At 66.0% G+C, this 25,418-nt stretch carries 41 protein-coding genes and 2 tRNA genes; 7 read left to right on the forward strand and 36 right to left on the reverse strand.

What is annotated here, in order from left to right:
- Positions 1 to 39 precede the first annotated feature (39 nt).
- Both HVO_RS21090 and HVO_RS16930 read left to right on the forward strand, forming a co-directional pair.
- The gene (locus HVO_RS21090; RefSeq protein ID WP_158544173.1) at positions 40 to 198 is read left to right on the forward strand and encodes a DUF1059 domain-containing protein; all 159 of its coding nucleotides are present in this window, start codon (positions 40 to 42) and stop codon (positions 196 to 198) included.
- A gap of 50 nt (positions 199 to 248) precedes the next feature.
- On the forward strand, positions 249 to 650 hold the full coding sequence (locus HVO_RS16930; RefSeq protein WP_004042535.1) for a universal stress protein: 402 nt from the start codon (positions 249 to 251) through the stop codon (positions 648 to 650).
- Between the two features lie 30 nt (positions 651 to 680).
- On the opposite strand, the gene HVO_RS16935 is transcribed toward HVO_RS16930, so the two are convergent.
- From HVO_RS16935 to HVO_RS17085, 31 genes are all read right to left on the reverse strand, one after another.
- Positions 681 to 1,388 carry a hypothetical protein gene (locus HVO_RS16935; RefSeq protein WP_144064056.1) on the reverse strand — a complete coding sequence of 236 codons (708 nt, stop codon included), beginning with the start codon at positions 1,386 to 1,388 and terminating at the stop codon, positions 681 to 683.
- 109 nt (positions 1,389 to 1,497) lie between these two features.
- Positions 1,498 to 2,748, reverse strand: a complete 1,251-nt coding sequence (locus tag HVO_RS16940) for an ornithine cyclodeaminase, nickel-pincer nucleotide-dependent (RefSeq protein WP_004042539.1) — start codon at positions 2,746 to 2,748, stop codon at positions 1,498 to 1,500.
- Between the two features lie 110 nt (positions 2,749 to 2,858).
- Complete coding sequence (locus HVO_RS16945; protein WP_004042542.1) at positions 2,859 to 3,350, reverse strand: hypothetical protein; 492 nt, start codon at positions 3,348 to 3,350, stop codon at positions 2,859 to 2,861.
- 69 nt (positions 3,351 to 3,419) lie between these two features.
- Positions 3,420 to 4,361, reverse strand: a complete 942-nt coding sequence (locus HVO_RS16950) for an alpha/beta hydrolase (protein ID WP_004042543.1) — start codon at positions 4,359 to 4,361, stop codon at positions 3,420 to 3,422.
- A complete protein-coding gene (locus HVO_RS16955) occupies positions 4,358 to 4,714 on the reverse strand; it encodes a hypothetical protein (RefSeq protein ID WP_013035417.1) in 357 nt (118 codons plus the stop codon). The genes HVO_RS16950 and HVO_RS16955 overlap by 4 nt, the downstream gene beginning before the upstream one ends.
- Before the next feature lie 101 nt (positions 4,715 to 4,815).
- Complete coding sequence (locus HVO_RS16960) at positions 4,816 to 5,544, reverse strand: 3'-5' exonuclease family protein (protein ID WP_004042554.1); 729 nt, start codon at positions 5,542 to 5,544, stop codon at positions 4,816 to 4,818.
- Between the two features lie 170 nt (positions 5,545 to 5,714).
- Entirely contained in the window at positions 5,715 to 7,184 is a 1,470-nt protein-coding gene (gene secY, locus HVO_RS16965; RefSeq protein WP_004042558.1) for a preprotein translocase subunit SecY, read from the reverse strand.
- A gap of 3 nt (positions 7,185 to 7,187) precedes the next feature.
- The gene (locus HVO_RS16970; RefSeq protein ID WP_004042560.1) at positions 7,188 to 7,685 is read right to left on the reverse strand and encodes an uL15m family ribosomal protein; all 498 of its coding nucleotides are present in this window, start codon (positions 7,683 to 7,685) and stop codon (positions 7,188 to 7,190) included.
- Positions 7,682 to 8,146, reverse strand: coding sequence for a 50S ribosomal protein L30 (locus HVO_RS16975; protein WP_004042563.1), 465 nt, complete (start codon positions 8,144 to 8,146; stop codon positions 7,682 to 7,684). The genes HVO_RS16970 and HVO_RS16975 overlap by 4 nt, the downstream gene beginning before the upstream one ends.
- Entirely contained in the window at positions 8,146 to 8,790 is a 645-nt protein-coding gene (locus HVO_RS16980) for a 30S ribosomal protein S5 (RefSeq protein WP_004042565.1), read from the reverse strand. Before HVO_RS16980 ends, HVO_RS16975 begins: the two co-directional genes overlap by 1 nt.
- Entirely contained in the window at positions 8,787 to 9,341 is a 555-nt protein-coding gene (locus HVO_RS16985; protein ID WP_004042567.1) for a 50S ribosomal protein L18, read from the reverse strand. Before HVO_RS16985 ends, HVO_RS16980 begins: the two co-directional genes overlap by 4 nt.
- Positions 9,341 to 9,796, reverse strand: a complete 456-nt coding sequence (locus HVO_RS16990) for a 50S ribosomal protein L19e (protein ID WP_004042571.1) — start codon at positions 9,794 to 9,796, stop codon at positions 9,341 to 9,343. Before HVO_RS16990 ends, HVO_RS16985 begins: the two co-directional genes overlap by 1 nt.
- Positions 9,796 to 10,503, reverse strand: coding sequence for a 50S ribosomal protein L32e (locus tag HVO_RS16995; RefSeq protein ID WP_013035418.1), 708 nt, complete (start codon positions 10,501 to 10,503; stop codon positions 9,796 to 9,798). The genes HVO_RS16990 and HVO_RS16995 overlap by 1 nt, the downstream gene beginning before the upstream one ends.
- Positions 10,503 to 11,039 carry a 50S ribosomal protein L6 gene (locus HVO_RS17000; RefSeq protein ID WP_004042575.1) on the reverse strand — a complete coding sequence of 179 codons (537 nt, stop codon included), beginning with the start codon at positions 11,037 to 11,039 and terminating at the stop codon, positions 10,503 to 10,505. Before HVO_RS17000 ends, HVO_RS16995 begins: the two co-directional genes overlap by 1 nt.
- A gap of 4 nt (positions 11,040 to 11,043) precedes the next feature.
- The gene (locus HVO_RS17005; RefSeq protein WP_004042581.1) at positions 11,044 to 11,436 is read right to left on the reverse strand and encodes a 30S ribosomal protein S8; all 393 of its coding nucleotides are present in this window, start codon (positions 11,434 to 11,436) and stop codon (positions 11,044 to 11,046) included.
- Positions 11,437 to 11,439: 3 nt separating this feature from the next.
- Entirely contained in the window at positions 11,440 to 11,616 is a 177-nt protein-coding gene (locus HVO_RS17010) for a 30S ribosomal protein S14 (protein WP_004042587.1), read from the reverse strand.
- Positions 11,613 to 12,131 carry a 50S ribosomal protein L5 gene (locus HVO_RS17015; RefSeq protein ID WP_004042589.1) on the reverse strand — a complete coding sequence of 173 codons (519 nt, stop codon included), beginning with the start codon at positions 12,129 to 12,131 and terminating at the stop codon, positions 11,613 to 11,615. Before HVO_RS17015 ends, HVO_RS17010 begins: the two co-directional genes overlap by 4 nt.
- Entirely contained in the window at positions 12,128 to 12,871 is a 744-nt protein-coding gene (locus tag HVO_RS17020; RefSeq protein WP_004042591.1) for a 30S ribosomal protein S4e, read from the reverse strand. The genes HVO_RS17015 and HVO_RS17020 overlap by 4 nt, the downstream gene beginning before the upstream one ends.
- Complete coding sequence (gene rplX, locus HVO_RS17025; RefSeq protein ID WP_004042593.1) at positions 12,868 to 13,224, reverse strand: 50S ribosomal protein L24; 357 nt, start codon at positions 13,222 to 13,224, stop codon at positions 12,868 to 12,870. Before rplX ends, HVO_RS17020 begins: the two co-directional genes overlap by 4 nt.
- A gap of 1 nt (position 13,225) precedes the next feature.
- A complete protein-coding gene (locus HVO_RS17030; RefSeq protein WP_004042597.1) occupies positions 13,226 to 13,624 on the reverse strand; it encodes a 50S ribosomal protein L14 in 399 nt (132 codons plus the stop codon).
- On the reverse strand, positions 13,624 to 13,968 hold the full coding sequence (locus HVO_RS17035; RefSeq protein ID WP_013035359.1) for a 30S ribosomal protein S17: 345 nt from the start codon (positions 13,966 to 13,968) through the stop codon (positions 13,624 to 13,626). Before HVO_RS17035 ends, HVO_RS17030 begins: the two co-directional genes overlap by 1 nt.
- Positions 13,959 to 14,390: a ribonuclease P protein component 1 gene (locus tag HVO_RS17040; RefSeq protein WP_004042600.1), complete on the reverse strand. Its 432-nt coding sequence runs from the start codon at positions 14,388 to 14,390 to the stop codon at positions 13,959 to 13,961. Before HVO_RS17040 ends, HVO_RS17035 begins: the two co-directional genes overlap by 10 nt.
- Positions 14,390 to 14,602, reverse strand: a complete 213-nt coding sequence (rpmC, locus tag HVO_RS17045; protein WP_004042603.1) for a 50S ribosomal protein L29 — start codon at positions 14,600 to 14,602, stop codon at positions 14,390 to 14,392. Before rpmC ends, HVO_RS17040 begins: the two co-directional genes overlap by 1 nt.
- On the reverse strand, positions 14,603 to 15,517 hold the full coding sequence (locus tag HVO_RS17050; protein ID WP_004042606.1) for a 30S ribosomal protein S3: 915 nt from the start codon (positions 15,515 to 15,517) through the stop codon (positions 14,603 to 14,605).
- Positions 15,517 to 15,978: a 50S ribosomal protein L22 gene (locus tag HVO_RS17055; protein ID WP_004042608.1), complete on the reverse strand. Its 462-nt coding sequence runs from the start codon at positions 15,976 to 15,978 to the stop codon at positions 15,517 to 15,519. Before HVO_RS17055 ends, HVO_RS17050 begins: the two co-directional genes overlap by 1 nt.
- 3 nt (positions 15,979 to 15,981) lie before the next feature.
- A complete protein-coding gene (locus HVO_RS17060) occupies positions 15,982 to 16,404 on the reverse strand; it encodes a 30S ribosomal protein S19 (RefSeq protein ID WP_004042610.1) in 423 nt (140 codons plus the stop codon).
- A gap of 2 nt (positions 16,405 to 16,406) precedes the next feature.
- Positions 16,407 to 17,132 carry a 50S ribosomal protein L2 gene (locus tag HVO_RS17065; protein WP_004042612.1) on the reverse strand — a complete coding sequence of 242 codons (726 nt, stop codon included), beginning with the start codon at positions 17,130 to 17,132 and terminating at the stop codon, positions 16,407 to 16,409.
- Between the two features lie 2 nt (positions 17,133 to 17,134).
- Positions 17,135 to 17,386, reverse strand: a complete 252-nt coding sequence (locus HVO_RS17070) for a 50S ribosomal protein L23 (RefSeq protein WP_004042614.1) — start codon at positions 17,384 to 17,386, stop codon at positions 17,135 to 17,137.
- Positions 17,383 to 18,129 (reverse strand): 50S ribosomal protein L4, encoded by a 747-nt coding sequence (gene rpl4p, locus HVO_RS17075; protein WP_004042616.1) that lies wholly within the window; start codon positions 18,127 to 18,129, stop codon positions 17,383 to 17,385. The genes HVO_RS17070 and rpl4p overlap by 4 nt, the downstream gene beginning before the upstream one ends.
- A gap of 3 nt (positions 18,130 to 18,132) precedes the next feature.
- Positions 18,133 to 19,149 (reverse strand): 50S ribosomal protein L3, encoded by a 1,017-nt coding sequence (locus HVO_RS17080; RefSeq protein WP_004042618.1) that lies wholly within the window; start codon positions 19,147 to 19,149, stop codon positions 18,133 to 18,135.
- Positions 19,150 to 19,153: 4 nt separating this feature from the next.
- Positions 19,154 to 19,996 carry a putative RNA uridine N3 methyltransferase gene (locus tag HVO_RS17085; protein ID WP_004042620.1) on the reverse strand — a complete coding sequence of 281 codons (843 nt, stop codon included), beginning with the start codon at positions 19,994 to 19,996 and terminating at the stop codon, positions 19,154 to 19,156.
- Between the two features lie 289 nt (positions 19,997 to 20,285).
- Here HVO_RS17085 and HVO_RS17090 point away from each other — a divergent pair.
- Together HVO_RS17090 and HVO_RS17095 are read left to right on the forward strand one after the other, a co-directional pair.
- A tRNA-Gly gene (locus tag HVO_RS17090) sits at positions 20,286 to 20,356 on the forward strand.
- Between the two features lie 12 nt (positions 20,357 to 20,368).
- A tRNA-Gly gene (locus HVO_RS17095) sits at positions 20,369 to 20,439 on the forward strand.
- A gap of 541 nt (positions 20,440 to 20,980) precedes the next feature.
- On the opposite strand, the gene HVO_RS17100 is transcribed toward HVO_RS17095, so the two are convergent.
- The 5 genes from HVO_RS17100 to HVO_RS21095 all read right to left on the reverse strand — a co-directional run bounded on the left by HVO_RS17100 (position 20,981) and on the right by HVO_RS21095 (position 23,425).
- The gene (locus HVO_RS17100) at positions 20,981 to 21,271 is read right to left on the reverse strand and encodes a hypothetical protein (protein ID WP_013035658.1); all 291 of its coding nucleotides are present in this window, start codon (positions 21,269 to 21,271) and stop codon (positions 20,981 to 20,983) included.
- Between the two features lie 180 nt (positions 21,272 to 21,451).
- Entirely contained in the window at positions 21,452 to 21,706 is a 255-nt protein-coding gene (locus HVO_RS17105; protein WP_004042623.1) for a hypothetical protein, read from the reverse strand.
- Between the two features lie 76 nt (positions 21,707 to 21,782).
- Positions 21,783 to 22,067 carry a DUF7130 family rubredoxin-like protein gene (locus HVO_RS17110; RefSeq protein WP_004042625.1) on the reverse strand — a complete coding sequence of 95 codons (285 nt, stop codon included), beginning with the start codon at positions 22,065 to 22,067 and terminating at the stop codon, positions 21,783 to 21,785.
- A 39-nt stretch (positions 22,068 to 22,106) separates the two neighbouring features.
- The gene (locus HVO_RS17115; RefSeq protein WP_004042626.1) at positions 22,107 to 23,165 is read right to left on the reverse strand and encodes a YhjD/YihY/BrkB family envelope integrity protein; all 1,059 of its coding nucleotides are present in this window, start codon (positions 23,163 to 23,165) and stop codon (positions 22,107 to 22,109) included.
- A 92-nt stretch (positions 23,166 to 23,257) separates the two neighbouring features.
- A complete protein-coding gene (locus HVO_RS21095) occupies positions 23,258 to 23,425 on the reverse strand; it encodes a hypothetical protein (protein WP_155821754.1) in 168 nt (55 codons plus the stop codon).
- Positions 23,426 to 23,528: 103 nt separating this feature from the next.
- On the opposite strand from HVO_RS21095, the gene HVO_RS17120 reads away from it, so the two are divergent.
- The 3 genes from HVO_RS17120 to HVO_RS17130 all read left to right on the forward strand — a co-directional run bounded on the left by HVO_RS17120 (position 23,529) and on the right by HVO_RS17130 (position 25,396).
- Positions 23,529 to 23,843 carry an MTH1187 family thiamine-binding protein gene (locus HVO_RS17120; protein ID WP_004042629.1) on the forward strand — a complete coding sequence of 105 codons (315 nt, stop codon included), beginning with the start codon at positions 23,529 to 23,531 and terminating at the stop codon, positions 23,841 to 23,843.
- 132 nt (positions 23,844 to 23,975) lie between these two features.
- Entirely contained in the window at positions 23,976 to 24,908 is a 933-nt protein-coding gene (gene mch / locus HVO_RS17125; protein ID WP_004042630.1) for a methenyltetrahydromethanopterin cyclohydrolase, read from the forward strand.
- On the forward strand, positions 24,905 to 25,396 hold the full coding sequence (locus HVO_RS17130) for a hypothetical protein (protein ID WP_004042632.1): 492 nt from the start codon (positions 24,905 to 24,907) through the stop codon (positions 25,394 to 25,396). The genes mch and HVO_RS17130 overlap by 4 nt, the downstream gene beginning before the upstream one ends.
- Positions 25,397 to 25,418: the final 22 nt, after the last annotated feature.

Raw genomic sequence — 25,418 nt, forward strand, 5'->3', positions numbered from 1 at the left:
AACACACGCTTTGCTCTCGGGGCGCCTATCTCTGCTACCATGTCGAAGGCGATGCAACAGGCGACGTGTTCGTGCGGGTTCAGCGTGACCTCCGAGAACAGAAACGAGGTCGTGAAAGTGATTCAGCACCACGCCCACGACGAGCACGGAAAAGAGATGACGAGAGACGACGTGCTGGCGATGATGAAGCAGGCCTGACGAGCGCGGTCGGGCGTGGATTTTTATAGGACGGCGTAGCGATATGTGGCATGGCAACATACGTTATCGGGACGAACTCGGTCCACACGAGCGCCGAAGTCTGCGACTACCTCTCGCGGCGCATCGACGCCGGCGACGTGGTCCACGTCGTCAACTCCCACCCCGGCGGCGACGACACCGACAGCGAGGACGTCCGCGACGGCGAAGACGCGCTGAACGTCGTCGTCTCCCGACTCGGTGACCTCGTGGACGTAGAGACCCACCAGTACATCCGCGGCAACGACGCCGCCGACGACGTCCTCCAGTGCGCCGACGAACACGACGCCGACGAAATCGTCATCGGCATCCGAAAGCGCAATCCGACCTCGAAAATCGTCTTCGGGAGCACGGCACAGGACGTGCTATTACACTCGAACACCCCGATGGCGGTCGTCCCGCTCGAAACAGTCTGAGTGGCGCGCCCGAGACTGGCCGCGGCCGACTCAGTTCCCGCTTCGATACTCGACGAGTTCCATCTCGAACGCCGGCGTGTCGTCGCCTTCCTCCTCGTAGAACGCCACGTAGCCCGGCAGCGGGCTCTCCGGGGTGACGCAACTCTCCCAGAAGGCGCTCCCGTTCGTCCGGACCACGAACGCCGCACACTCTAAGCCGGCGTAGGTCGATAGCGCTTCGACTTCGAAGCTGACGGTCCCGTTGGGGCCCGAGGACTCCCAGCTGTCGCCGACGCTGAGGGTCTCGCCGTCGACGCCGTTGTAGTACGGCGAGTCGAATCCGAGGGTGGCGACCGACCCTGACGGCGTCCCGGCGAGTTCGCCGTACACCTCGTCCGGCGGCGCGGTCACGGTCTGTTCGGTCGTCCCGTTGGGCGTGACCAGTTTCGTCCGAACCGTCGCCTCGTCGTCGGTCGCGGAGACGACCTCCCACTCGTAGGTCGCGGTGCCGTCGATGCTCCGACTCTCGATATCGTAGCGGTAGTACTGCCCGGTCCGGTACCGCTGGTCCCACGTCCCGTTGAACGAAAACGAGGCCCGTTCGGCGTCGCCGTCGCCGCTCTGGTCGGCCGATTCGCCGTCGGTGGCTGTCGCGGTCGCGTCTGTCGCACCCGTCGATGCGTCGGTTGCGGTCGTGGCGTCGCCGCCGACGCCGCCCCCGCACCCGGCGAGGAGAACCATGAGTGCCGCGAGAAGCACTCGCGCTGCTGTGGGTTGCATACAGGACACGAGAGGCCACCCGGGGTCATAATAGACACGTCAGACGGCGCGACGCGGCGGCGCGGCCGAACGGGCAGGGACGACCCAGTCAGTTGTCGTCGTTGTCGTCGTCGGCTTCGAGCACCTTCTCGGCGAGCGTCGGCACGAACGTCCCGATGTCCGTGACCATCCCGATGGCCTGCGAGGAGCCGCGGTCGAGCAGTTGCGTGACGGTCGCGGGGTTGATGTCCACGCAGACGGTCTTCGCCGTCGACGGCAGGCAGTTGCCGACGGCGACAGAGTGCAGGAGCGTCGAGAGCATCAGCACCATGTCGGCGCGGTGGGCCTGCTCGCGGATGGCGTTCTGCGCCTCGATGGTGTCGGTGATGGTGTCCGGCAGCGGGCCGTCGTCCCGAATCGACCCCGCGAGGACGTACGGCACGTCGTGTTTCACGCACTCGTACATCACGCCCGATTCGATGAGTCCCTCCTCGACGGCCTCGGCGATGCCGCCGGCTCGGATGACCTCGCTGATGGTGTAGATGTGGTGTTTGTGGCCCTTCCGGGGGTGTTCCATCGTCTCCATGTCCATCCCGAGGGAGGTGCCGTACAACCCGCGTTCGATGTCGTGGGTGGCGAAGCCGTTGCCGGCCGAAATCATGTCCACGTAGCCCTCGCGGACGAGTTCGGCGAGGGCGTCGCCGCCGCCGGAGTGGATGAGCGCCGGCCCGGCGACGACGAGGACGTTCCCGCCGTCGGCTTTGGTTTCGCGGAGCGCCTCGGCAACCTCCTCGATGAGCGACTCCGAGGGGCGCTCCGAGGAGACGCCGCCCTGCATGAACCCGAAGGGACCGGAGGCGTCGCGGGGGCGCTCCGGCGGCTTGACGCGAATCCCCGCCTCGTCGGTGACGACGAGGTCGCCCTCCTCGATGCCGTTGAGGACCTTCGTGGAGGCCCGCGGGCCGTCGTCGGTCTCCTCGATGACTATCGCACAATCCATCTCGATGTCCTCGACCGGGAGCCACTCGCCTTGATACCGAACGTCGGTCGGGTGGTTCGTCGTCGAGTAAAAGCCCACGGGGACGACCCGGTCGGCCGGCGAGGCCTCGACGCGGGCGTCGACGGGGTCCGTGAGGTTCGCGCCGATTTGGTGGAGTTCGTGCAGTATCTCCTGGAGCGTCTCGCGGTCGTCCGCGGACACCGACATCCGGCAGTAGGAGGGCTCGTCTTTCTGCCGGCCGACGTCGAACTGTTCGACGTCGAAGTCGCCGCCGAGGTCCATCACGATGCCCATGGCCTGTTGCATCATCCCCGAGTCGATGATGTGGCCGTCGAGTTCGACCGTGCGCGTGAACGTCATCGACGGAGAGAGGGGAAAGGCGGCAAAGTGGGTTACGGACGCGCGGACGGGGCGACGCTGAGAAAAGCCGGAGTCGGTCGGCGTCCAGTTGCGTCCAGTTCGGGTCGGGCTCAGAGGAAGAAGCTCTTGAACGTGTTGGCGACGGTCCAGACGACCTGGTCGACGGGGTGGCCCCGCTCGCCGTTGACGCGGATGCGGTCGTCGGAGAGGGCGCTTCGCACCTCGGACATCGGCTCGGGCGACTCGGCGATGGTTTCGAGCGTCTCTCGGTCCGTCGTGATTCGGGTCGACGCCTCGCTGTCGGGGCCGGTCGACAGGTCCTCGATTCGCATATCGTCTCGCACCGACGCGGAGAACACCCGAGTCTCGCCCCCGTCTTCGACGTAGACGTTCACCGTTCGCCCCGCGATGAGACTCCGGGCGAACGAGACGTCTAACTCTTCGACGTTGTCGTTGTACAGCGCGACCCCCTCTTCGAGGAGCCGTTGTGTGTCGGCGTCGCTCGGCGTCTCCGACTCCTGTGCGACCACCGGCGCGGACGCGGCCACCGTGACGAGCGCGACGGCGAGGAACAACGAGACGAGACGGGTGGATGTGGACATTTCTGTGTGGTATAGGCCTGCCGAGGTCATAATGGTTCGCGCGAGCGTTCAACGGATTGACGGCTTCCGTCAGCGAACCGTTCGGAGGAACGACAGGAGATGGCCGAACGTCTGTTCGAACGCCCGGTCGTAGTGGTCGAAGTGACCCGCGGGGAGTTCGACGAGCGTTGCGTCCGGAAGTTCGTCCGCGAGGGCGGCGACCGCGTCGGCGGGCGCGAGGTCGTCGCGAGTTCCCGAAACGAGGAGCGTCGGGCAGGTGATCGCGTCCGGGTCGGGAAGCGCTCGGTAGCGAAGTAACGAGAGGAACAGCCGAGCGGGCGTCTCGTCGCGCCACGCGCTCCCCGGCGGCACGAGGTCGCGGTAGGCGGCGCGCACGCCGGGGTCCTCGAAGACGGCCATCGACGAGCCGTCGCCGACGACCGGGACGCGATACGGACCCAAAAGCCGCGACTGGAGTCTGTCTCGGACGCCGGCCGCGAGGGCGGCGAGCGCGCCTTTGACGCCGCGGCCCCGCGTGACGGCTTTCCCGTCGAGCATCGGATTCTGGGCGGCGACGGCGGCGACGCGACCGTCTTCGGCCGCCGCGCGGAGGGCGTAGCCGCCGGAGAGCCCCGCGCCCCAGAGGACGAGCGAGCGGGAGTCGATTTCGTCGCGCCCGCGGAGCCCCGAGAGCGCGGCGTGCCAGTCGACAATCTGCGAGTCGGGGTCGACGAGGTTCCGGGGCTCGCCGTCGGAGTCGCCGGTGTGTCGGTAGTCGAAGAGGAACGCCGCGTAGCCAGCCTCGGCCAGTCGCTCGGCGTAGGGTCGAAGCCCGAAGCGACGCTCCGCGGCGAGTTCGCCCGCCATGACGACTACCGGCGGCGACTCGACGCCGTCGGGTCGGTAGAGCCAGCCCGCGCAGTTCGACCCCTCGCTGTCGAACGTCAGCGCGACGCGCGAGTACTCGAAGTGCGAGGGCCGACGCGGGCCGCGCGCGGCGGGCGGCTCGCCGCGGTGTCGCCACGCGCTCACGCGTCGCCCTCCTCGTAGAGGCTGTCGAGGACGCGCTGGGACAACTCCTCGTCGTCGAGCGCGTAATCGTTGTACGCGCGAATCCAGTCGGCTTCGAGCGTCCACGTCGCCTGCACGTCGCCTTCGCTTCGGAGCACCGTCGCCTCGACGGTTCTCGGTTCGAACTCGTCGTCGCGGGCGTGTTCGAGGAAGGACGTGACCGCGCGGCCCACTTCGCCGTGATCGGGTTCGACGTCCGGGAACGCCGTGAGATACGTCAGCGAGACGGCGTCGTCGAGCGAGACCGATTCGACGCTGATGCCGTTGCCGCGGAGCGCCTCCTCGACGGCGGTCGCCGGTTCGAGGTCGTTCATACCACGCGATACGACTGCCGGCGGCTAAACGTTTGCCGCGAGACAGAACGACGCGCGGGTCCGACCGACGGCGTCGCGTCGGGTCGACGGGACGAACCGGGTCAGTCCGCGCTCGCGTCGGCCCGGCGAAGCGCGTCGTGGAGCGAAAACAGCGGCTCGATGTCGCCGGCGGCGTAGTCGACGAGGAGTCGAGTGAGTTCGGCGTGCGTCCGCGTGTGGTCGAGTTCCGCGACGACGCCCTCGACGTACGCCTCGCCCAGCGCCTCGCCGACGTGCGCGCCCTTGACGTGGTCGGCCTCGACGCCGAGGCGGTCGAGGTAGCCCGCCGGGAGGTCGTAGTCGTCGTACCAGACGGTCGGCTGGTCGACGCCCGCCTCCTTGCACGCCTTCCACAGCGCCGGGATGTCGCGGTTCGGCCGGACCGCCTCCGGGTACGCCTCGGCGGCGAGCGTCCCGAGGTCGACGTGGTCCGCGAACAGCGCGTCGATTCGACGCGGCGCGTCCGCCCAGACGCCGGCGTCGGCGACGCGGTCAGCCCACGCGCGGAGGTGGTGTTCGTCGAAGTACTCGCCGTTGTAGGTGACGACGCCCTCGCCGCCCGCGCCGCGGGCCTCGCACCACTCGACGACCCGCCGGAGGAGGTCGGCGGTGTGGTCGAGCGACCAGTCGCCGTTGCGGAGGAGCACCTCGACGTCGACGGTAGCGTCGTCGCCGGCGCGGTGGCCGAGACCGACGGCGACCAACTCGAAGTCGTCGGTGTTTCGGAAGTCGCTCGGCTGACCGTTCGGGCTTGCCGTCTCGATGTCGACCGCGAGTCGCCCCTCGTGCATACCCCGCTGTTCCGCCGGCGGGAGTCAAAAGTGGCCGGATTATCCGGCGAGTCGGGCGATCCGAGACGAACGCGCCGCTATCCGGTCGAGCGCGGCAGAAATGAAGTGAACTGGAAGTGACGTTCGCCGCGGGTGTGCGGCGGCAGTCGAGCGCGTCGGGGCTCGGCTCGCTACTCGGAGCCGAACATGTTGCGCATCATCGGGTGCATCTCCATGAGCTGTTCCTCCGCGATCTCCTCGTACAGCTTGTACGTGATGGAGACTGTAAGGAGTAGCCCCGTCCCGGAGACTGCGCCGATGGTGCCGAGCATGTTCGCCATGACGGCGAGCAGGCCGACGAGCGCGCCACCGATGACGGTCACCTGCGGGATGTACCGCTCCATGACCCGCTCTATCACCTGCGGGTTACGGCGGAACCCGGGAATCTGCATCCCGGAGTTCTGAATCTGCTGCGCGGTCGATTTCGGACCCATTCCCGTCGTCTCGACCCAGAATATCGCGAACACCGCGCCACCGACGATCATGAAGATCAGGTCGATGAGCACGCGGATGGCGATATCGAGCGGGTCGGCCGACGTGAGTCCGAGGAACCACATCCAGTCGGACCGCGACTGGATGGGCGCGAGATAGTAGAGCAGGCCACCTGTGACCTGTCCGCTCGTGTACTGGCCGAGCCACGCTGGCATGCCGACCCACGAGGAGTTGAGGAAGCGCCCGAGGAACTGGATGTTCGCTTGCAGGGCGCGAACGAGGATCATCGGCAGGACGCTCGCATAGATGAGCTTCACCGGGAAGCGGCCGCGGGCACCCTTCACGCGGGCGTGCGAGAGGGGAATCTCGACGCGGACGCTCTCGGCGTAGACGACGATGCCGAAGATGAGCAACGTCGTGATGAGCGCGAGCAGCTGTCCCTGACCGAGGAAGACCGTCGACAGCAGGTCGGTCGGCGAGGCCGGTAGTTCGATGGCACCGGTGATGATGCCGATCCACGTCGCGAAGAAGCCCGACGTGCCGCCGAGGCCCTGCCAGCTGAACAGCCCGCCGACGAGCTGTTGGCTGACGCCGGCGATAATGAACAGGCCGACCCCGGAGCCGACGCCCCACTTGCTGACGATCTCGTCCATGAAGAGGATGAGGACGCCACCGACGGCGATCTGCGCGAAGATGAGTCCCTTCACGCCGACCGTGCCGATACCGAGCGATGTCGCTACGGCCTGGTCGGCCGGCAGGAAGTTGCCGGCGAACACCATCGGCAGGCCCGTCAGGCAGATCATGACCCCGACGAGCAGCTTCTGCAGTCCCTGATAGAGGACCTGATCGCGCGGGTTGTTGTCCGTGTCGAGCCCGAGCAGGTCAGCACCGCCGAGCAGTTGTAGAACGATGCTCGCGGTGACGATGGGACCGATGCCCAGTTGGAGCACCGAACCCTGCTGGCCGGCCAGGATGGACCGGAACTGACCGAACAGGTCGTTCGCGGTCGCGGCGTCGAGGCCGAACAGCGTCACGTTCGTCAGGAAGAAGTACAAGACGAGAATGCCGCCGGTCCACCCGAGCTTCCGGCGGAACGGAACGTGTCCCTCCGGTCGGGCGACTGCGGGCATCCGCGAAAGCACTGGTTCGGCGGCGTCCTTCCATCCCATGATTTATTCCTCGTCGTCTTCGTCGGCGTCGGCCGATTCCTCGGCTTCAGCCGCTTCTTCCGCGCGTTCGGAGAGTTCGGCGTCGCCGCCGGCCTCTTCGATGAGTTCGACGGCACCGGCCGTGAAGGCGTCGGCGACGACGTGCAGTTCGTTGCGAACCTGCCCGCCGCCGAGCACCTTCACGACGTCCGCTTCCCAGCCGTCCTCGGCCACGTCGCGGGCGTCGATGACGTAGGTGTCGCCGTCCTTCTCGGCGACTCCGTCGGCCGCGAGGAGCGCCGCGTCCTCGTCGAGCTTCTGGACCTTGACTTCAGCGACGTCGTCCTGCAGGACATCCGGTCGCTTGAAGCCGTGCTTGCCGAGCGGCTCGTAGTTGTGGAACTCGTGTTTGTCGCGTCCGGCGCGGCCGCGACCGCCGCGGTGACCGGCACCGCGTCGGTTCTTGTGCGTACCGCCGCTGTGCGTGCGGGAACCGCGTTGGCGTCGCTTCTTGGACGTCATCGCATGTCCTCCAGGAGTTCGTCGATCTGTTCGGTGCTGTGCTTACCGAGCTGGCCGCCTTCCTTGGTGACGTGCTTCTGTCCGCGGTGGCCGCCGCGCGGCGGGTGCAGACGGATCACGGGGGAGACGCCCTGCTCTCGCAGCGTCGTCTCCTCGTCGACGATGGCCTGCGCGAGCGCAGCCACGTCGTCGTAGTCGGTGTTCTCGGAGACCCACTCGTCGGTGATGTCGCCGTCGCCCTCCTCGGGCTCGGCGCGCGTGCTGATGAGGGTCTCGACGACGTCGACGCTCGGCTCGCCGTGCGCGACGAAGTCGTTGACCTTCGAAATCATCCCGCGGTAGGCGTCGGTCTCGGGCACGAACGTCGCGTGATTCACGCGGTGGATGTTGAGCATCGTGAGCGTGTCGCGGACGTCCTGTGCGATGTTGACCTCGCCGCGAAGCTGAACGATAGCCTGCATTATTCGCGCACCTCCTGACGGACTTCACGAGCGCGCCGCGGCGTGCGGGACTGCGACGCGTTCTTGAGCGCGTTGTAGGTCGCCTTCGCGAGGTTGACCGTGGTCCGGGTGTTCCCGTCGCTCTTGGTCCAGGCGTCCTGGACGCCGGCGAGTTCGAGGATGTTCCGGACGGTCTCTGCGGCCGCGAGGCCGAGACCCTGCGGGGCGGGGATGATACGGACCGTCACGGAGCCGGCCTTGCCCTCTGCCTTGCGCGAGAGGGAGTTGAGGCCGCCTGCGCGGTCTTCCCACGACCCCGAGCCGCGGTCTACCTTGATGATGTTCAGTTTCGCCACCTCGATGGCTTTCTGGATGGCACCGCCGACCTGGTCGTCGCGGGCCTCAGCGTAGCCGAGGTAGCCGTCACGGTTCCCGACTGCGACGACACACCGGAACTTCACCCGGCGGCCGGAGTCGGTCATGCGCTGGACCATGTTGATGTCGAGCACCTCGTCGTCCAGTCCGGGAAGGAGCTGGTCGACGAGCTGGGGTTCCTTGAGCGGAAGTCCCGTCTCGAGCGCCTGGTCCATCGACGTGACGTCGCCGTTCTGCACCATGCGGCCGAGCCGCGTTCGCGGCTCCCAGCCGTTGTTATTGCTGCTCATTCGTCCTCCTGAAGGTTCCCGAGCACTTCGTCGAAGTGGTCGGGGAGGTTCGTGGCATCGAACTCTCCACTGTAGAGCGGCTCGTCGAGCTGCTCTGCGTACTCGGCGATGTGGACACCGCGGTTGCGGTCCCAGTCAGCGAGTACTGCATCGTTGTGGGGGATTTCGAGGCCAGCGTCGATAGCACCCTCCTGCACCGCGAAGACCTTGTTTCCGGGCGTGGCCGTGTTGAGGCCGATGTCGAGGACCGCTTTCTCGACGCCGGCGGCCAGCGCCCGCTTACCTGCCAGATACCCCGTGAGGTACGCGCTCGGGAGGTTGCCCGTGGGGGCTTCCCAGCCGTACTCGTCGAGGTCAGCAGAGGTCGCTGCAGCGTGGGTCTCGTCGCCCTGCGGGCCCGGAGTGACCAGCTGCGCCCTGACGTGCTTGTTGCTCACGCGAGCAACGAGGCGGGGCTTGCCCGATTTCAGCAGGCGCAACCTTTGATGGTAATCGGTCCGGACTTCGCGGCGACGCCGCATCGGAACCTTGTATCGTGGTCCGGTCGCCATTATTGAATCTCCACCTGGTAGTTGTTCTGAATGTATGCTTCGAGCCGGTCCACGCTATCGAATTCGCCACCGGACGCCTTGTTGTAGAGCGTGCGGTACTGGGAACGGTCGAGCGTTCCGTCCTCGCGAAGCTCCTTCAGGCGACGGCGCTGGGCGCGGATTCGGCTGACCCATGCGTCTTTCTTGTTCTGTCGAGCGCCGGAACGGCCCTTACGGGAGCCGGCACCCTTGCGGTGACCGTAGGAACGCTTGGCGGCGCGCTCGCGTGCGCGACCTTTCGAGTTGCCCTTGGCGTCCTTGGCGCGAATCGTGCCCTCGTCGACGAGTTCACGGATGTCTTCGCGCGTGATGGCCTCCGCGATTTCGGCCTGTTCTTCGGGGTCGAACCACACTCGGCTCTTGCCGACGTCGAGGACGTCGGCCGCCATTCGCTTCTGCGCTTTGAGGTCCGTCATCAGTTATCCACCTCGACTTCGACGTAGGTGGGGTTGAGGACGCGAATCTCGCGGTCCTCACACGCTTCCTCGATGCGCTCGCGCTTGCGCGCGCCGACCGAGGAGGCGATGCGAACTGCCTGCGTATCGCCGTCGATGCCTTCGAGGTCGTCCGTGTTGAACACGCGGACCTCCTCGAAGCCCGACGGGTGAAGGCCGCGGGCGGCCTTCGGCGTGCGGTAGCCCGCCTCGACCTTGGCGCCCTTGCCCTTGATGCCGATACGCTGTTTGGAGAGACCACCACGGGGGCGACGCCACGACGTGGGCGTGCGCTTCTTCTTGTGGTAGTCCTGCCGGTTGAACTGCGGCTTGCCCTCGCGGCGCTTCTGCGCCAGGGCTTCCGCGGTTTCGTCGTCGAGCTGGGGCTTCTTGTCCGCGTGACCGCGGGGCTGAAGCTCCGTCTCGACTGCTTCGGCTTCCTCTTCCTCAAGCTCGGCTTCGGACTCGTCTTCGACTTCGGCCTCGGCCTCGTCGGAGACCTCGAGGCCACCGACGTCGGCTTTGATACGCGCGGCGAGCGCGTTCCCGATGCCGTCGACCTCGGCCAGTTCGGACTGGCTCGCGGCCTGTACGTCGTCGACGCTCTCGAAGCCGGCTTCGCGGAGCGCGTCGGCCTTCGACGGGCCGACGCCGCTGATGTCTTCGAGTTCGGTGATTTCTTCCGACATTAGGCATCACCAGTCTGCGGTTTCTGGGTGATGTACACGCCGTCGGTGAACACGCGAGTGTCCTTGTCCTTGACGCGGGTGAGTTGTTCGATGTCGGCGGCGGTCTGCCCGACGTCCTCCTTGTTGGAGCCCGTCAGGGTGAGTTCTTCGCCGTCGACCTGTACGTCCGTGTCGCCGCGAATCTGCGCTCGTCGCGGGGACTTCTCGCCGAGGAAGTTCTTGATGACCACGTCGCTGCCTTCCACGCTGACCTGCATCGGGAAGTGAGCGTAGTGGACTTCCATCTTGTACTCCCACCCCTCGGTCGCGCCGTGAAGCATGTTGTTCACGTGGCTCTCGAAGGTACCGATGGTCGCGTTGGTCTTCGCGTTCTCGACGTCGCTCTCGATGACGACAGCGCCGTCTTCGGCGGAGACCGAGACGTTCGGGTACCAGAGGCGCTTGGTGACGCTTCCGTTGGGGCCCTCGATGGTGAGCTCGAGGTTCTTGACCTCGGCGGATACCTCGTCCGGGATTTCGATTTCTATTCGGCTCATTGTACTAGTAGACGTAGGCGATGATCTGGCCACCGATGCCCTTCTCGCGGGCCTCGTAGTGGCTCATGACGCCGTGGCTCGTCGTGACGATGAGCGCGCCGTAGTCACGGGCGGGGAGGAATCGCTTCTCCCATTTCTCGAAGTCGTCGGCTCCGGCGGAATACCGGGGCTTGACGACGCCACAATCGTTGATTGCGCCTTTCAGTTCAACCTCGAACAGACCGGCCTTGCCGTCGTCGACGAACTCGAAGCCGTCGATGTACCCGCGGTCGTAGAAGACCTCGAGGACGGAGCCGATGATGTTGGAGGCGGGCTGGATCTCGTGGGACAGGTGTCCGACGCTCTCGGCGTTGTCCACACCGGAGAGCGCGCTACTGAGTGGGTCGTTGTCAGCCATTGCTTATCGGTACTTCTTGAATCCCATCTCGCGGGCGATCTCTCGGAAGCACTGGCGGCACAGGTTGATGTCGTACTTGCTGACAAGTCCCTGCTTTCGACCGCAGCGCCGGCACTCGTTCTCCTGGCCGGTGCGGCGGGACGCGTGCTCGCCCGTCTGTTCTGTTTCGCTATCGCTCATTCTTCAACCTCCACGTCGAACGTGGACTCGATGAACGCGACGGCGTCCTCGACGGTCATCCGGTGGGACGACGGAATCTGACGGGAACGCTTGTCGCGCTTTTTCACTCGGTAGCCGGGGCGGACGAGGTTGACCGTCACGTCCAGCCCGTAGATACCGATCTGCGGGTCGTACTCCTGGCTCGGGAACTCCGTGTGCTCTTCGACGCCGAAGCCGAAGTTGCCGGTCTCGTCGAACGACGAGACAGAGAGGTCCGCGATGGGGAGTGCGGTTTCGAGGAACTCGACGGCGGTGTCACCGCGAAGGGTGACCTTCGCGCCGACGGGTTCGCCGCGGCGAACGCCGAAGTCCTGGGAGGCGCGGCCGGAGATCGTGCGAACGCTCTCCTGACCGGTGATCTCTTCGAGGATGTCTTCGGCCTTGGCGAGTTCGCGACCACCTTCGCCGACGCCCATGTGGACGACGACCTTCTCGATGCGCGGGTCGCGCATCTCGTGGAAGTCAGCCTCGCTCATTCGTCATCACCGCCGTCAGCAGCCTGACGTGCTTCGGACTCGTCGTCCGAACCCGTGAAGTTCTCGTCGATGACGACGACGTACTGTTCGACCGTCTCGAACTCGCCGTCTTCGGTCTCGACGACAACGGAGTTGTTTCCGCTGCCGGGCGTGACGATGATCTCGGTGACCTCGCCGATTTCGCCGGCGTGCTGGCCGTTGACGGCCGTGACGAGCGCGCCTTCCTCGTAGGGGAAGTGCGCGACGACATCCTTCGTCTCGTTGTCGACGACGATGGAGTCCTTGCCGCTGTACTCCGAGGCGTCCTCGACGACGAGGGTCGCCCCGTCGTGGAGCGTCAGCTGGAAGTCGCCACCGCCGACCTGCGTCTTGTTCACGATCTTACCGAGACGGCTGGATGCCGAGTCGGCGTCGATGGGGGTCAGCGCCAGGCGGCCTCCCTCGTCGGGGAAGACGCGGTAGTACTCCTCTCGCTGGACGAACGCCAGGATGTCGAACATCCCGATGGGACGGCGGACGTCGGAGGCCACGTCGCCGTTGACCAGAATGCTCTGGTGGTTGAGGGCGTACTGGGCCTCCTTCTTCGAGTCCACGTAGCCGAGCACGTCGCGCAGGACGATGAGGAGGGGAACCCCCTCTTCGCCGTGCGGACCCGCTCCGGCCTTGACCGTGAACGTGCCTGTCTTGCGCTCGACCGGCCAGGACTTCGGTACGGACAGTCGCTTCTGGTGTCGAGTCATTCGTTATCCTCCTTGAGTCGGGCCTCGCGCACGTCGTCTTCGAGGTCCAGTTCCGTCACGCGGACGTTACTGGCCTGAAGGGGGCGTGGGACCTCCTCGCCGTCGGCTTTCTCAACGACGACACCGTCGACGTAGATGACGGCGTCGGTGAGGTCGACCTCGGTGACTTCGCTTTCTTCGCCGGCGAAGTCGCCGCGGAGCACCTCGACCGTGTCGCCCGCGTTGACGCGGACGTTACGGCTGCCGTACTCCTCGCGGAGGTCGGCCGACAGCGGTGCGCGGACCTGCTTTTGCCGCTCGTGGAGCGGCGCGTCGCGAATCTGGGTTCGCTGTTTGCGCGGTTGTCGAGTCATACTATACGATCATCGTAGCCGTCGATGCGATACTCCCGAAGCGCTCGGCGACTTCGCGTGCGACGGGACCCTTGATTTCGGTCCCGCGAGGCTCTTCCATCTCGTCGATGATGACGGCGGCGTTGTCCTCGAACTTCACACGCGTGCCATCGGGCCGGCGGATGGATTTCCGCTGGCGGACGATGACCGCTTCGAGCACCTGGCGGCGCATCTCGGGGGTACCTTTGGTGACCGAGACGGTCACCTTGTCCCCGATGCCTGCCTTGGGGTGGCGGTTCTTCGTGCCGGAGTAACCCGCGACGCTGATAATCTTCAGTTCACGAGCGCCGGTGTTGTCGGCGCACGTGACCAGCGAGCCACGGGCGACACCCTTGGTGATGTCCGCTTTGAGCGCTTCCATCACTCGTCACCTCCCATAATCTCGACGACGACGTGAGATTTCGTCTTCGAGAGAGGTCGGGTCTCCGCAATCGTTACTTCGTCACCGACAGCGACGTCGTCGAGCACGCCCGGCACGTGTGCCGGGATGCGGGAACGTCGCTTCATGTAGCGGTCGTACTTCGGAACGAATACGTCGTACTCCCGCTCGACGATGACGGTCTTTGCCATGTCCGTCGAGACGACCGTCCCCTCCAGGGTCTGACCCCGGACGGAGAGCGAGCCGTAGAACGGACATTTTTCGTAGTCGTAAGCCTCGGAATCGTCAGGTTCCGGAGGCATTGGAACGTCAAGTCCTATCGCCATTTCGAGTCACCAGTAGTTTCGGTGCGCAGGGCGGGTCGTGAGAGCAGTTGTGCGCCATCCACCGTAACGTAGGCCACGCCCTCGCAATTCCCCGAGGGGGAAGCCGCCGATGATGAGTCGGCGAGCCGATCAGACTGACTGGCATCAAATCCGCCAGTAGTATCCGACCGAAGTTTGGACGCGGTCCCCGACGCCTTCGCAGCGTCGGCGGCTTCATCTGTACGCGGAATCGCAAATTCGAAGGTCGCCCCTCGTTTTGGCACCTGCCGCACCCGAGACCCGTCGTCGACCATGAACGTGTGCATCGTCTCGACGACGATGCGACCGGCTATTCCGACGAGGTCGGGGTTCGCCGCGTCGACGACCTCCACGTGGAGGCCGTTGAGTTCGTGTCGCGTGAGGGTCTCGGGTGTCAGTGGCATTATTCTTCGTCGAGGTCGCCTTCTTCGCCCTGAATCGTCTTGATTCGGGCGATGGTCTTCTTCAGTTCAGAGACGCGACCGGGGTTCTCCGGCGCGCCACCCGCGGCCTGCACGGCCTTCGCGTTGAGCAGCTCCGTCTCGAGATCTTCGAGTTCGGCGGTGCGCTCTGCGGGCGTCATGTCGCGAATCTCTTCGGTGTAGAGGATCGCCATTTATTCTTCCTCCGTTTCGTCGTCGTCTTCGTCTTCCATCTCCGCGACGAGGTCCGCCGCCTCTTCGGCGACGTCTTCGTCGAGTTCTTCGTCGTCGTCGACGACTTCCTCGACTGCTTCCTCCTCGTCGTCGGCATCGTCGACGACTTCCTCTTCGACCGCTTCGACGGCCGCTTCCTCGACGACGTCTTCGTCGACGGCGTCCGTCTCGGCGTCGGCGTCGGCGTCCTCGGAGACGTCCGGAACCTCTTCCGGCTCCTCTTCGAGGAGGTCCTCGACGCTTTCGGTCTCTTCGATCTGTTCGACCGCGTCGGGGTTGGCGTCTTCCTCGACTTCGAAGTCGTCGGGGAGGCGGGCACCCGGCGGGATGATTTTGACCGTCACGCCGATGGTACCGAGCTTCATGACTGCGACGCCCTGGCCCTCGTCGACGATCTCCTGTGCGGGCTCGCCGTTGTGCTTGATGTAGCCGCGGTTGAACTTCTCGACACGGGAGCGAGCGCCCGTGACCTTACCGGAGAGGACGATTTCGGCACCGAGTGCGCCGGCGTCCATGATGCGGTCGATGGTCGTGTGGCCCGCCTTACGGAAGTACCAACCGCGCTCGAGCGCGTTGGCGAGGCGGTCGGCGACGATCCGGGCGTTGAGGTCCGGTTCGTCGACTTCCTGCACGTCGATCTGGGGGTCGTCGAGGTTGAACCGCTCTTCGAGTTCGCGGGTGACCTTACGGATGTTCTTCCCGCCTTTCCCGATGACCATCCCGGGCTTTTCGGCCTTGAGCACGATCTGCGTGCCCATCGGCGTCTTGGCGACGTCCATGCCGCCGTAGCCCGCTCGACCGAGCTCTTCTGCGAAGAACTCGTCGATCTGGGACCGCTGCAGTCCGTTCTCGATGAATTGGTGTTCGTCAGCCATTATTCCTCGACCTCTTCGATGATGAGTTCGACGTCACAGATTGGGGTGTTCCACGGGTCCGCCCGACCGAAGGCGCGGGGCTTGCGACCCTGACGCTCGCCGACCTTGTGGGCGGCGACGTGCTTGATCTCCATGGCCGGTCCGTCGAACCCCTGTTCGGTCGCGTTGTTGCGAACGTTTTCGAGGAGTTCGAGGAACGCCTTGGACGCCTTCTCGGGGTACCGTCCCGCGTCCCAGCCGTCGATGTCGCTTCGGTGACCGACGCCGGAGTTGTGCTGCTTGAACGGAACCGACCGCTCGCCGTCGATGACGGCTTCGAGGTACTCCTCTGCGTCGGCGACGGGCATCCCCTTGATGGCGCGGGAGATGGCCTTGCTGTGCTTGATGCTGATGGGCCGGTCCCGGAGCATACCCTTGGCCGTGGTGTCCGGGTCGGCCTCGACGCTGTAGTTGATTCCCATGGTTTACTTGAGGGGCACGAACTTCGAAGACCGGGTCGCGCCGATACCGGCCTGACCGTGCTCGACCGAGCTACGGGTCAGCTGGAACTCGCCCAGGTAGTGGCCGATCATCTCGGGCTGAATCTGGGTGCGCTCGAACTCCTGACCGGTGTAGACGGCGAAGGTGAGACCGACGAATTCGGGGAGAATCGGCATGTCGCGCAGGTGCGTTCGAATGGGCGCGTTGGCCGTCTCCTCTTCCGTCTTGTCCTGAGCCTTCGCGAGCAGCTTCTCGTGCTCGGCCGACAGGCCTCGGGTGATGGTTCGCCGCTGACGAGCGGGGAGCAGTTCCGCGACCTCGTCGAGCTCCATCTCCTGCAGCTCGTCGAGCGTGTAGCCGCGGTAGGTGAACTCACCTTCGCGGCCGGTGCGGTATTGCGTACTCATGGTTACTTACCTCCCTTGCCACCGCGACCGGTGCGTTTGGAGGCGATGTCACCGACCTTCCGGCCCGGCGGAGCGTTCCGCGAGACGGACTTCGGCTGACCGGGGTGCTGCCGGCCGCCGCCACCGAACGGGTGGTCGACGGCGTTCATAGCAACACCACGCACGCGCGGCCACTTGATACCGCGCGCTTTCATCTTGTGGTACTTCTTCCCTGCCTTGACGAACGGCTTCTCCGTGCGGCCGCCACCGGCGACGACGCCGATGGTGGCTCGGCAGTTGGGGTTGAGGCGCTTGACCTCGCCCGACGGGAGCTTCACGATAGCGACCTTGCGGTCGTGCGAGAGCAGCTGCGCGCTCACGCCGGAGGCGCGGGCGAACTTCCCGCCGTCGCCGGGCTGGTGCTCGACGTTACAGACGGGAACACCCTCGGGAATCTCGGCGAGCGGCAGCGTGTTGCCGGGCTTGATCTCGGCGGAGACGCCGATCTGAAGCTCTTCGCCGACGCTGATGCCCTCGGGCGCGAGAATCATGCGCTGTTCGTCCTCGAACTCGACGAGGGCGATGGGCGCACTGCGTGCGGGGTCGTGCTCGATGCCGACGACCGTCCCCGAGATGGTGTCTTTGTCTTCGGACTTCTTGTGCGACAGTTCGGCCTTGTAGCGGTGCGACGGCGCCCGGAACGTGGACGTACCGCGACCGCGACGCTGGCCCTGAATTCGGCGTCCCATGGTTAGAACACCCCGATACGCGACGCGACTTCCTGCGCGTCGTCGTCTTCAGAGAGACGAACTGTTGCTTTCTTTTTGCCTTTCATCGTGACCTGCGTGTTGACCTTCTCGACGGTCACGTCGTAGCGCGACTCGACTTCCGACTTGACGTCGGACTTCGTCGAGTCGATGTGGACGATGAACTGGAGCTTGTTGTCGAAGTCCATCTGGTTCATCGCCTTCTCCGTGACCAGCGGGTGTTCGATGATGCTCATCGTTCTGCGACCTCCTCGAGCGCGCTCTCGGTGAACAGCGTGAGGCGACCGGCGTGGGTGCCGGGCGCGAGGTCCTCGGCGGAGACGTTCGCCGCGGTGGCGACGTCGACGCCGGCGAGGTTGCGAGCCGCCTTCGAGGGCTCGTCGGCCGTCACGAAGAGGATGGACTTCGGACGGGTGTACTTGCGACCGCGGAGCTTGCCCTGGCCGCTCTTGACCTTCTTGTTCTCCTCGGAGCGCTCGATGTCGTCGGAGACGCCGAGCGACTGCAGGAGGTCGACGACCTCCTGCGTCTTGACGAGGTCCTCGAAGTCGTCGGAGACGACGAGGGGGAGCTCGACGTCGTCGTCGAAGCGGTGACCGCGCTCGGCGACCAGCTCGGGGTCCGTCGTGGCGGCGAGCGCCGAGCGGACGGCGAGCTTACGCTCCTTCGTGTTAATCTCCTTCCCCTGGTCCTTCTCGGCCTTCGGCGGGTGAGCGCGACGGCCGGAGACGGCGTGCGGGACGCGTCGGGCGACGCCGTTCTGGCGTGGGTCGTGGGACATCCCACGGCCGCTGCCCATGGACTCTGCCGGGGTTCGAAGTCGGGCGTAGGGGTCGGCACCGTACGGCTGTTTTCGGTTTGCCTGCGCGGCGATGACGGCACGCTTGATGAGGTCCGGACGGTAAGCCGTCTCGAAGACCTCGGGCAGGTCGATGCTGCCCGCGTCGTCGCCGTTCAGGTCTCGGATAGTTGCCTGCATGGTTTAACCCTGGTTCGATGCGGTAGAGACGTAGCGCACCTCGGGGTCGAGGCGCGGCTGGTCGTTCGGCCGGATGGCCGGGCGGAACCGCAGGAGGCGCTTGTTGGGGCCCGGCAGCGAGCCCTTGATGAGCGCGTACGAGCCGTCGACCTCGCCGTAGTTGACGAAGCCACCTTCGACGGAGGCGTCGTCGCCCTCACCGAGGTCGATGAGGCGCTTGTTGAGCTCGGTGCGCTGGTGGTAACCGGTCTGACCGAGCTGCGGAACCGTAGAGCGGACACGGGACGGGTTCCAGGGGCCGAGGTTGCCAATACGGCGTCTCCAGCCCTGGCGGGCGTGCTTGCCCTTACGCTTCTGGACGCCCCATCGCTTGACGGGACCCTGCGTACCCTTACCCTTCGTGACTCCCGCGGCGTCGAGGTACTCGCCGGCGCGGAACACGTCGGACATCTCGTGTTCGCCGCCCTCGGCAACGAGGTCGAGGGCGAAGTCGGCGCGCTCCACCATGGAGCCGCCGCCGACGCGAGTCTCCATCACGTCGGGCTTCTTCTTGGGCACGTTCGCGAGCTCGGAGGGCACCGTGTGCGTGATGACGCGGAGGTCATCGACTTCGCCGGCCTCGACGGCCTCGCGAAGCGCGTCGGCGTCCGAGTCGAACGTGTCTTCTGCCGGCAGGTCGAGGACGCGGTCGAGTTCGTCGTGGAACTCGCCCGCCCAGACCTCGGTCTGCGGCTTCATACCGTACGGCGTCTGCTCGTAGGCGCGAAGGGCGACGGCGCGCATCGGCGGCGTCTCGACGACGGTCACCGGGACGGACTCCTCCATTCCTTCGTGGGGGGAGTCTGCCTCGTCGTTGACCATCATCACGTGGGTCATACCGGCCTTGTAACCGGCGAAGCCCTGCAGCGCTGGGGAGCCGTCGTCGGACGGCCACGACTTGATGCGTGGAACCTCCTTGACTGCTCGCTTGCGCGGGCTGAAGCCCATCGAGCCTTTTCGTGGTCTGCTTGGTTGTGGCATGGATTCACTCCGTGAGTGTCAGGGAGGCGAGGGAGGCGAACATCGCTTCCTCCGTTCGCACGACCTCGCTGCCCTGTCGCGGAATCGTATTGAGCCAGAGGTCGAACCCCGGACCAACGGAAGGTTCGACGTCTGCAACATCCTCGGGAGGCATCCCGAGCATGTCCGGAAGCCCACGGCCCGGCGACCCGAAGACGACGGTCATGCCGCCGGCATCGGTGATGCGGGCCGTCAAGTCGCCCAATGTGGGGACCGACAGCGGTTCGCCATAGCGAGACGTGGCGATTCGCACGCCCGCATCCGGCCTGCCGAGTGCTTCCGTGAGGTCCATGCGGGATACGTCGAAGCCCGGAAGGGGCTCGTCGACGATCCGCGCACGGACCGGTTCTCGCGAAGAGATCCTGACAGCGACGCGCTCTCCCTCTGTGAGGTCCATCCCGGGAGGGACGAACAGGGAGATCGGGTGTTGCATTCCGCAATTGACCCGAACGCGGTCGTCAGGTCCGACCTCGGTCACGATTCCTTCTCGCAACGCGGGCGACTCGTCGGAGTCGTCCGCGGTCGTAGACGCGACGAGAACGGGCGGCAGGATACCAGCGTAGCGGAGTTCGTCGCGCTTGCCCCAGACCTCTTTGCGGAGGTAGGGGGGCGTCGCGGCGTACCGAAGTACGGTTTCGACGAACTCGCCGCCCCAGTTGTTCTCGCCGTCTTCGTCGGGGAAGACGACGAGTTCGTTCGCCCGGAAGACCGCCGCCGCGCGGGCGACGTAGCCGAGTTTGCGAGTTGCCTCGCGTTGATCTTCGGCTTCCCGGACGAGTGAGGACGGCACGAGTACGCTGAGTTTCATGCCGGGTTCATCCTCGTCTCGTCTAGACTGTGGCGTTTCTACCGGGGGCCTACCTAAAAGAGTAGCGAATCCATTCTGGGGTGATAGAGCGTCCCACGACCCAGTTTGCGGGGGATTGGCGAACGTCGCGTGGTACATAATTACACGGCCGGCGACAGGTCGTCGAAGGCGAATCTCACGTGGTAGCAGGTGGCGCGCCGTCGCCCGATTTCTCCCCCGTTTCGCAAGTCTTATTTATCAACCCGACACTATCGAGTAACGCAGCAGCACGCCACGATACACACGGACTGCGCTGGTAGTGTAGTGGTATCACGTGACCTTGCCATGGTCACAACCTGGGTTCAAATCCCAGCCAGCGCACTTCCACCACATGCGTCGGTAGTGTAGTGGTATCACGTGACCTTGCCATGGTCACAACCTGGGTTCAAATCCCAGCCGACGCACTTTCTGAACGGAACCAAACGAGGAGTCGCCGGACTCCGAGTTTCCGTGGAGTGAAGAAGTGCGGCCAAGAGGGATTCTGAACCCGACCAGTCGCGCACAGCGAACGAAGTGAGCGAGCACGTCTGGGTTCGGTTCAAATCCCAGCCGACGCACTTCTGCCGAACACAAACCTCCGAGAGACCTCTGTGTCTCTCGGTCTTGCGAGGCTGCGTGCGGGACGCTGAGATTTGAACTAGCGAGCGAACGCGAGTGAGCGAGTGGAGTTCAAATCTCAGCCGACGCACTTCTACAACGAACCTACCTTCCGAGCGACCGCTGTACGTGTCGCTCGGACTGTGAGTTGTGAATGCTGGACGCTGGGGTTTGAATCGGGGAGCGACGCGAACGGAGTGAGCAGAGCGACTGAGGTTCAAATCCCGTCTCACCGACTCGGCCGCTGGCCTCGCCGGTGCTCCTGAGTTCACCTCACAGTGTTCGGTGAACTCCCAGCCGACGCACTTCTCTCTGAACTCGACTCAGTCACCGACGCGTCCCGAAAACTCACGCTTCGTCCCGCGCCCGCCACCACCAGCCCATCGCGGCCACGCCGACGACGAGGACGACGACGGCGAGCGCGTCGAGGGCGTAGTTGAGCGGCGTTCCCGTCGGCACGGTCCCGGACTGCGTCACCTGTAAGAGAGCGTACGAGAGCCACGTGAGACACATCCCGACGAGGAGAACCGCCCGCGTGCCGGAGAGTTTCCCGCGCCGGTACTGCACGGCCGTGCCTGCGAGGAGCAACAGGTACGCGACGAGCAGGGGAACGCCCCCGAGGTCGGCGAGCACGCTCACGGTTCCGTCGGGAACACCGCGAGGGGAATCACAGTCGCGAAGCCGGCGAGCAGTACGCCGAATCCGGATGGCGCGGCGCGGGAAGGGAGAGGGACCATACGCCACCTCCGCAGAGAACACACTAAAGGGTTGACACCATTCGCCTCGAGGGACGCCGGCCCCGCACGCGTGGGCGAAGAATCAGTATCCGAGCGTGTCGACCGTCTCGATTCGCTCGATACCGTCGAGTTCGCAGAGGTCGGAGACGGCCGGCTCGGCGAGCGAGACTACGATGCCGCCGAACTGGAGTTCGCGTTCGAGGCTGCCGCCGAGGGACTCGACGCGGCTTTCGAGCGCGGTGCGGGCGTCGTCGTCGGCGGGTTCGACGCGGAGTGCCGCGACCTCGTCGTCGAGCGGGTCGTCGCGCATCCGGCGGACGGGGTGAGAGAGATACATACCCGGCGGTCGTCGCCCGGCGGGAAAACGGTCGCGGTCGGCCGATGGCCGGCCGCCTTCGACCGAGGGAAGCGGGTCAGTCCTCGGTGAAGTAGAACAGCGCCTCGCGACCCGCGCCGCAGTCGGGACACGCCGACGGGAACGCCGTCAGCGAGCCGAGTTCGCCGCAGTCGTCGCAGCGCCAGACGAGTCGCGCCTCGCCGAAGTCCTTCTCGGGCAGTCGCTGATGTTCGACGACGGTCGGCGGTCGAACCGCTCGAGACGCCGTCTCGGCGGTCGTCTCGACGGCCTCCCACCGCGCTCGTTCGTCGTCGAGCGGTTGCGCCGGCTCGGTCGGTCGCGCAGGTGTCTTTATTGCCATAGTGTCGCATACGCACGCCAGTCGCATAAACGCCCGTCGTCACTCCTCGTGACTGTCAGGCCACGAGGACCACCTGAGCTCCAGTCTGACGGGGTCTTCCGGGAGGAAACGGCTGGTCTCGGTGTCGGTGACGACCCGCTCTGGGCGGGGGAGCGTAACGGACTCGTCGCCGACGCGGAGCGTCAGGTCCTCGTCGGGAGCGGCCGCAACGAGGCGGTCGAGTCGTTCGATGGCCGCGGTCACCTCGCCGCGCGTCACGGTGTCGGTCCGGGAGTCGAGGGGGACGCCGCCGAACAGCGGGCGGACGTTCACGTCGCGCGAGCGGTTCGACAGCACCGCGTTGACGGCCGCGCCGAGGAGGATGACGAGCCCGCTGAAGTAGAGCCACGTCAGGAGGACGAGGATGCCGGCGACGACGCTCGACTCGGGGGTGCGGCTACTGAACTCGACGTAGAGCCGGAACAGCGACTCGAACGTCGTCAGCCCGACGGCGGCGACGAGCGTGCCGGGAACGACTTCGAGGGAGGTCACGTTCTCGTCGGGGAAGATGTAGTACATCGGGTAGAACGTCACGAACAGGACGGCGACGAGGAGTCCGCGGTAGACGACCCAGCCGAGCGCGCCGTCGAGCGCCGGGAGCGCGGACTCGATGAGCGCGCCGGCGACGACGGCGAGCGAGACGGTGACGAGCACGACGATGCCGTCCAAAAGCTGGTCGGCGAAGGTGTTGGCCGCCTCCGACTCGTAGATGTCCGAGAAGGCGGTGTCGAGACCGCGGAAGATGCGGAGCGTCCCCCACACCAACACGAGCGCCCCGACGACGGAGAGGCTCGCCAGTTGGGTCGACGACTCCAGTTCGGCGACGATAACGTCGCCCGCGCCGGGAGTCAGGACGGACTGGATGACGGCGATGACGCCCTCGCGGAGACCGCTGTCGCCGGTGGCGGAGACGGCTGCAAGGACGAGCAGAAACAGCGGTAACAGCGAGACGAACGCCCCGTAGGCGATGCTTCCCGCCATGAAGGTGAGCCGCTCGGTGCGCACCTCGTACACGATAGCCCGGCCGAGCGTGAGCGCTCTCGTCATGCGCGGATTCATGGGCGCTGATACGTCGGCAGACGAGAAAAGCGCGCTGCGCGGTCGGGTCAGCGGTGGCGGCTGTCGGTGGTGGCGGCCCTCGGTGGTGGGAGCTACCGACGGGCGGCGAAGACGGCGACCGCCAGCCCCAACACGGCACCCGTCACGGTCCACTCCACCGCGTAGCCGACCGCTCCGCCGATGGCCGAGCCGAGAGTCACCCCGCCGGCGACGTTCGCTCCCGCGACGAGCGCCATCCGAGTGAGTTCGCTCTGGAACATATCGGAATCTGTGGCTGTTCGAGGGGATAGCCTCGTCGGTTCCGTCGTCGATTCGGTCGACAGGTCACCCCGTTTTACTACCGCGTGGCGCGTTGGTTCGGCCATGACAGTCATCGCTATGTTGAGCGTCGCACCGGTCGTCGAAGGGAGCATGTCGGGCGAGGTCGCCAAGGCCGTCGCGGCCCTCGACGACTTCGAGGTGTCCTACGAGACGAACCCGATGGGGACGGTCATCGAGGCCGACGACATCGACGAACTGCTCGCGGCGGTCGGCGCGGCCCACAAGGCGGTCGACGGCGACCGCGTGAGCACGTTCCTGAAGATAGACGACAAGCGCACGAAAGAACAGACGGCCGCCGACAAGGTCGACGCCGTCGAAGCCCATCTCGGACGGGAAGCGAGAAGCGACCGCGAGTAGCGTCGCGGCTCACGGTCACGGCCCGCGGACCCGTCGCGCGGGTCCGACGTTCGAGACACGAGACACGTCCACGCGACCCGCAGCAGTGGGTGACTGACAAACCCTTTAGCCGAAGGCGCGCAATCGCCTCGCATGGACAGCATCAATCGGATGGCCATCGAACTGGTCGACGAGGCGCTCGACTTCGCCGGAGAGCTCGGCATCGAGGGCTACGAACTCGACTCGGGTGCGACGGTCATCGACTTCGGCGTCGACGCCGACGGCGGTGTCGAAGCGGGGATGCTCCTCGCGGAGATTCAGACCGCGGGTCTCGCCACGGTACAGACGCGGATGGGCGAGGTCGCCGGCACGCCCCGTCCGCACGTCGAACTCTCCACCGACCGCCCCGCGCTGGCCCTGCTCTGTTCGCAGAAGGCCGGCTGGGAGCTCACCTTCGACGACTTCGACGGCCTCGGCTCCGGCCCGGCGCGCGCGCTGGTCGGCGAGGAAGAGGAGTTCCACCACCTCGGCTACTACGACGAGTTCGACCTGACGGTCCTCGCCGTCGAGAGCATCGACCTCCCGACCGACGAAGTCGCGGAACACGTCGCGGAGACGACCGGCCTCGAACCGAGCGCCGTCTTCCTGCCGACCTACGCGACCGGCTCGCTCGTCGGGAGCGTCACGGGCGCGGCCCGCGCCGCCGAACTCGCCGTGTTCAACCTCTTCGAAGCGGGCTACGACCCGACGAACGTCCTCTCTATCAACGGCTCCGCCCCGCTCGCGCCCGTCAGCTACGACGAGAGCGTCGCCATGGGCCGGACGAACGACGCCGTCGCCTACGGCGGGCGCGTCCACGTCACCGTCAGCGAGGACTTCGACGAGTTCGACCGCGCGATTTCCACGGCCGAGTCGGACTACGGCGTCCCGTTCGAACAGCTGTTCGAGGACGCCGACTGGGACTTCGGCGCGGTCGACCCCGACGTGTTCGGCCCGGCGCAGGTCACGGTCGATGTGGTCGACGGTCCGACGTACACCCTCGGCGAGACCGACGAGGACGTGCTCGCCGACTCGTTCGGGCTGTGAGGCGCAAGCCGGTCCCGCCCGCGCCGGACGCCCTCGACCGGCTGTGGGACGCCCACCGCGCCGTTCCGCTGATTCCGGGCTCCGAAGACGACTGCTGCGGCCGAGTGGCGACCCGACTCGACGTGACGCCCGACGAGGGACGCGACTGGCTCGTGTTCTGTCAGTCGCTCGGGCTCGCCCGCGAGGTGAGCCGCGGCTTCGAGCGCGTCCGCGACGACCCCGACCAAGACGACCTGCGGCGCGCGTTCGAGGAGAACGTCTTCGGCGCGCGCGAGGTGCTTGACGCGCTCAACGACGAGCCGATGTCGGCGGACGCGGTGTTCGAGGCGTTCGCGCCGACTGTGCCGAACTGGGAGCGCCACCGCGACCCGGAGGGGTGGGAGTCGCGCTGGCGCGACAGAGTCGCCCGCCTCCTCGACTGGGCGGTGCTGTTCGACGCGGCGGCGAGAACATCGGACGGCTACGTCGCGGTCGAGCACTCGGCCTGACCGGTCGCCGGCGTCGAAGCGG

The organism is Haloferax volcanii DS2 (assembly GCF_000025685.1).
Lineage (GTDB): Archaea > Halobacteriota > Halobacteria > Halobacteriales > Haloferacaceae > Haloferax > Haloferax volcanii.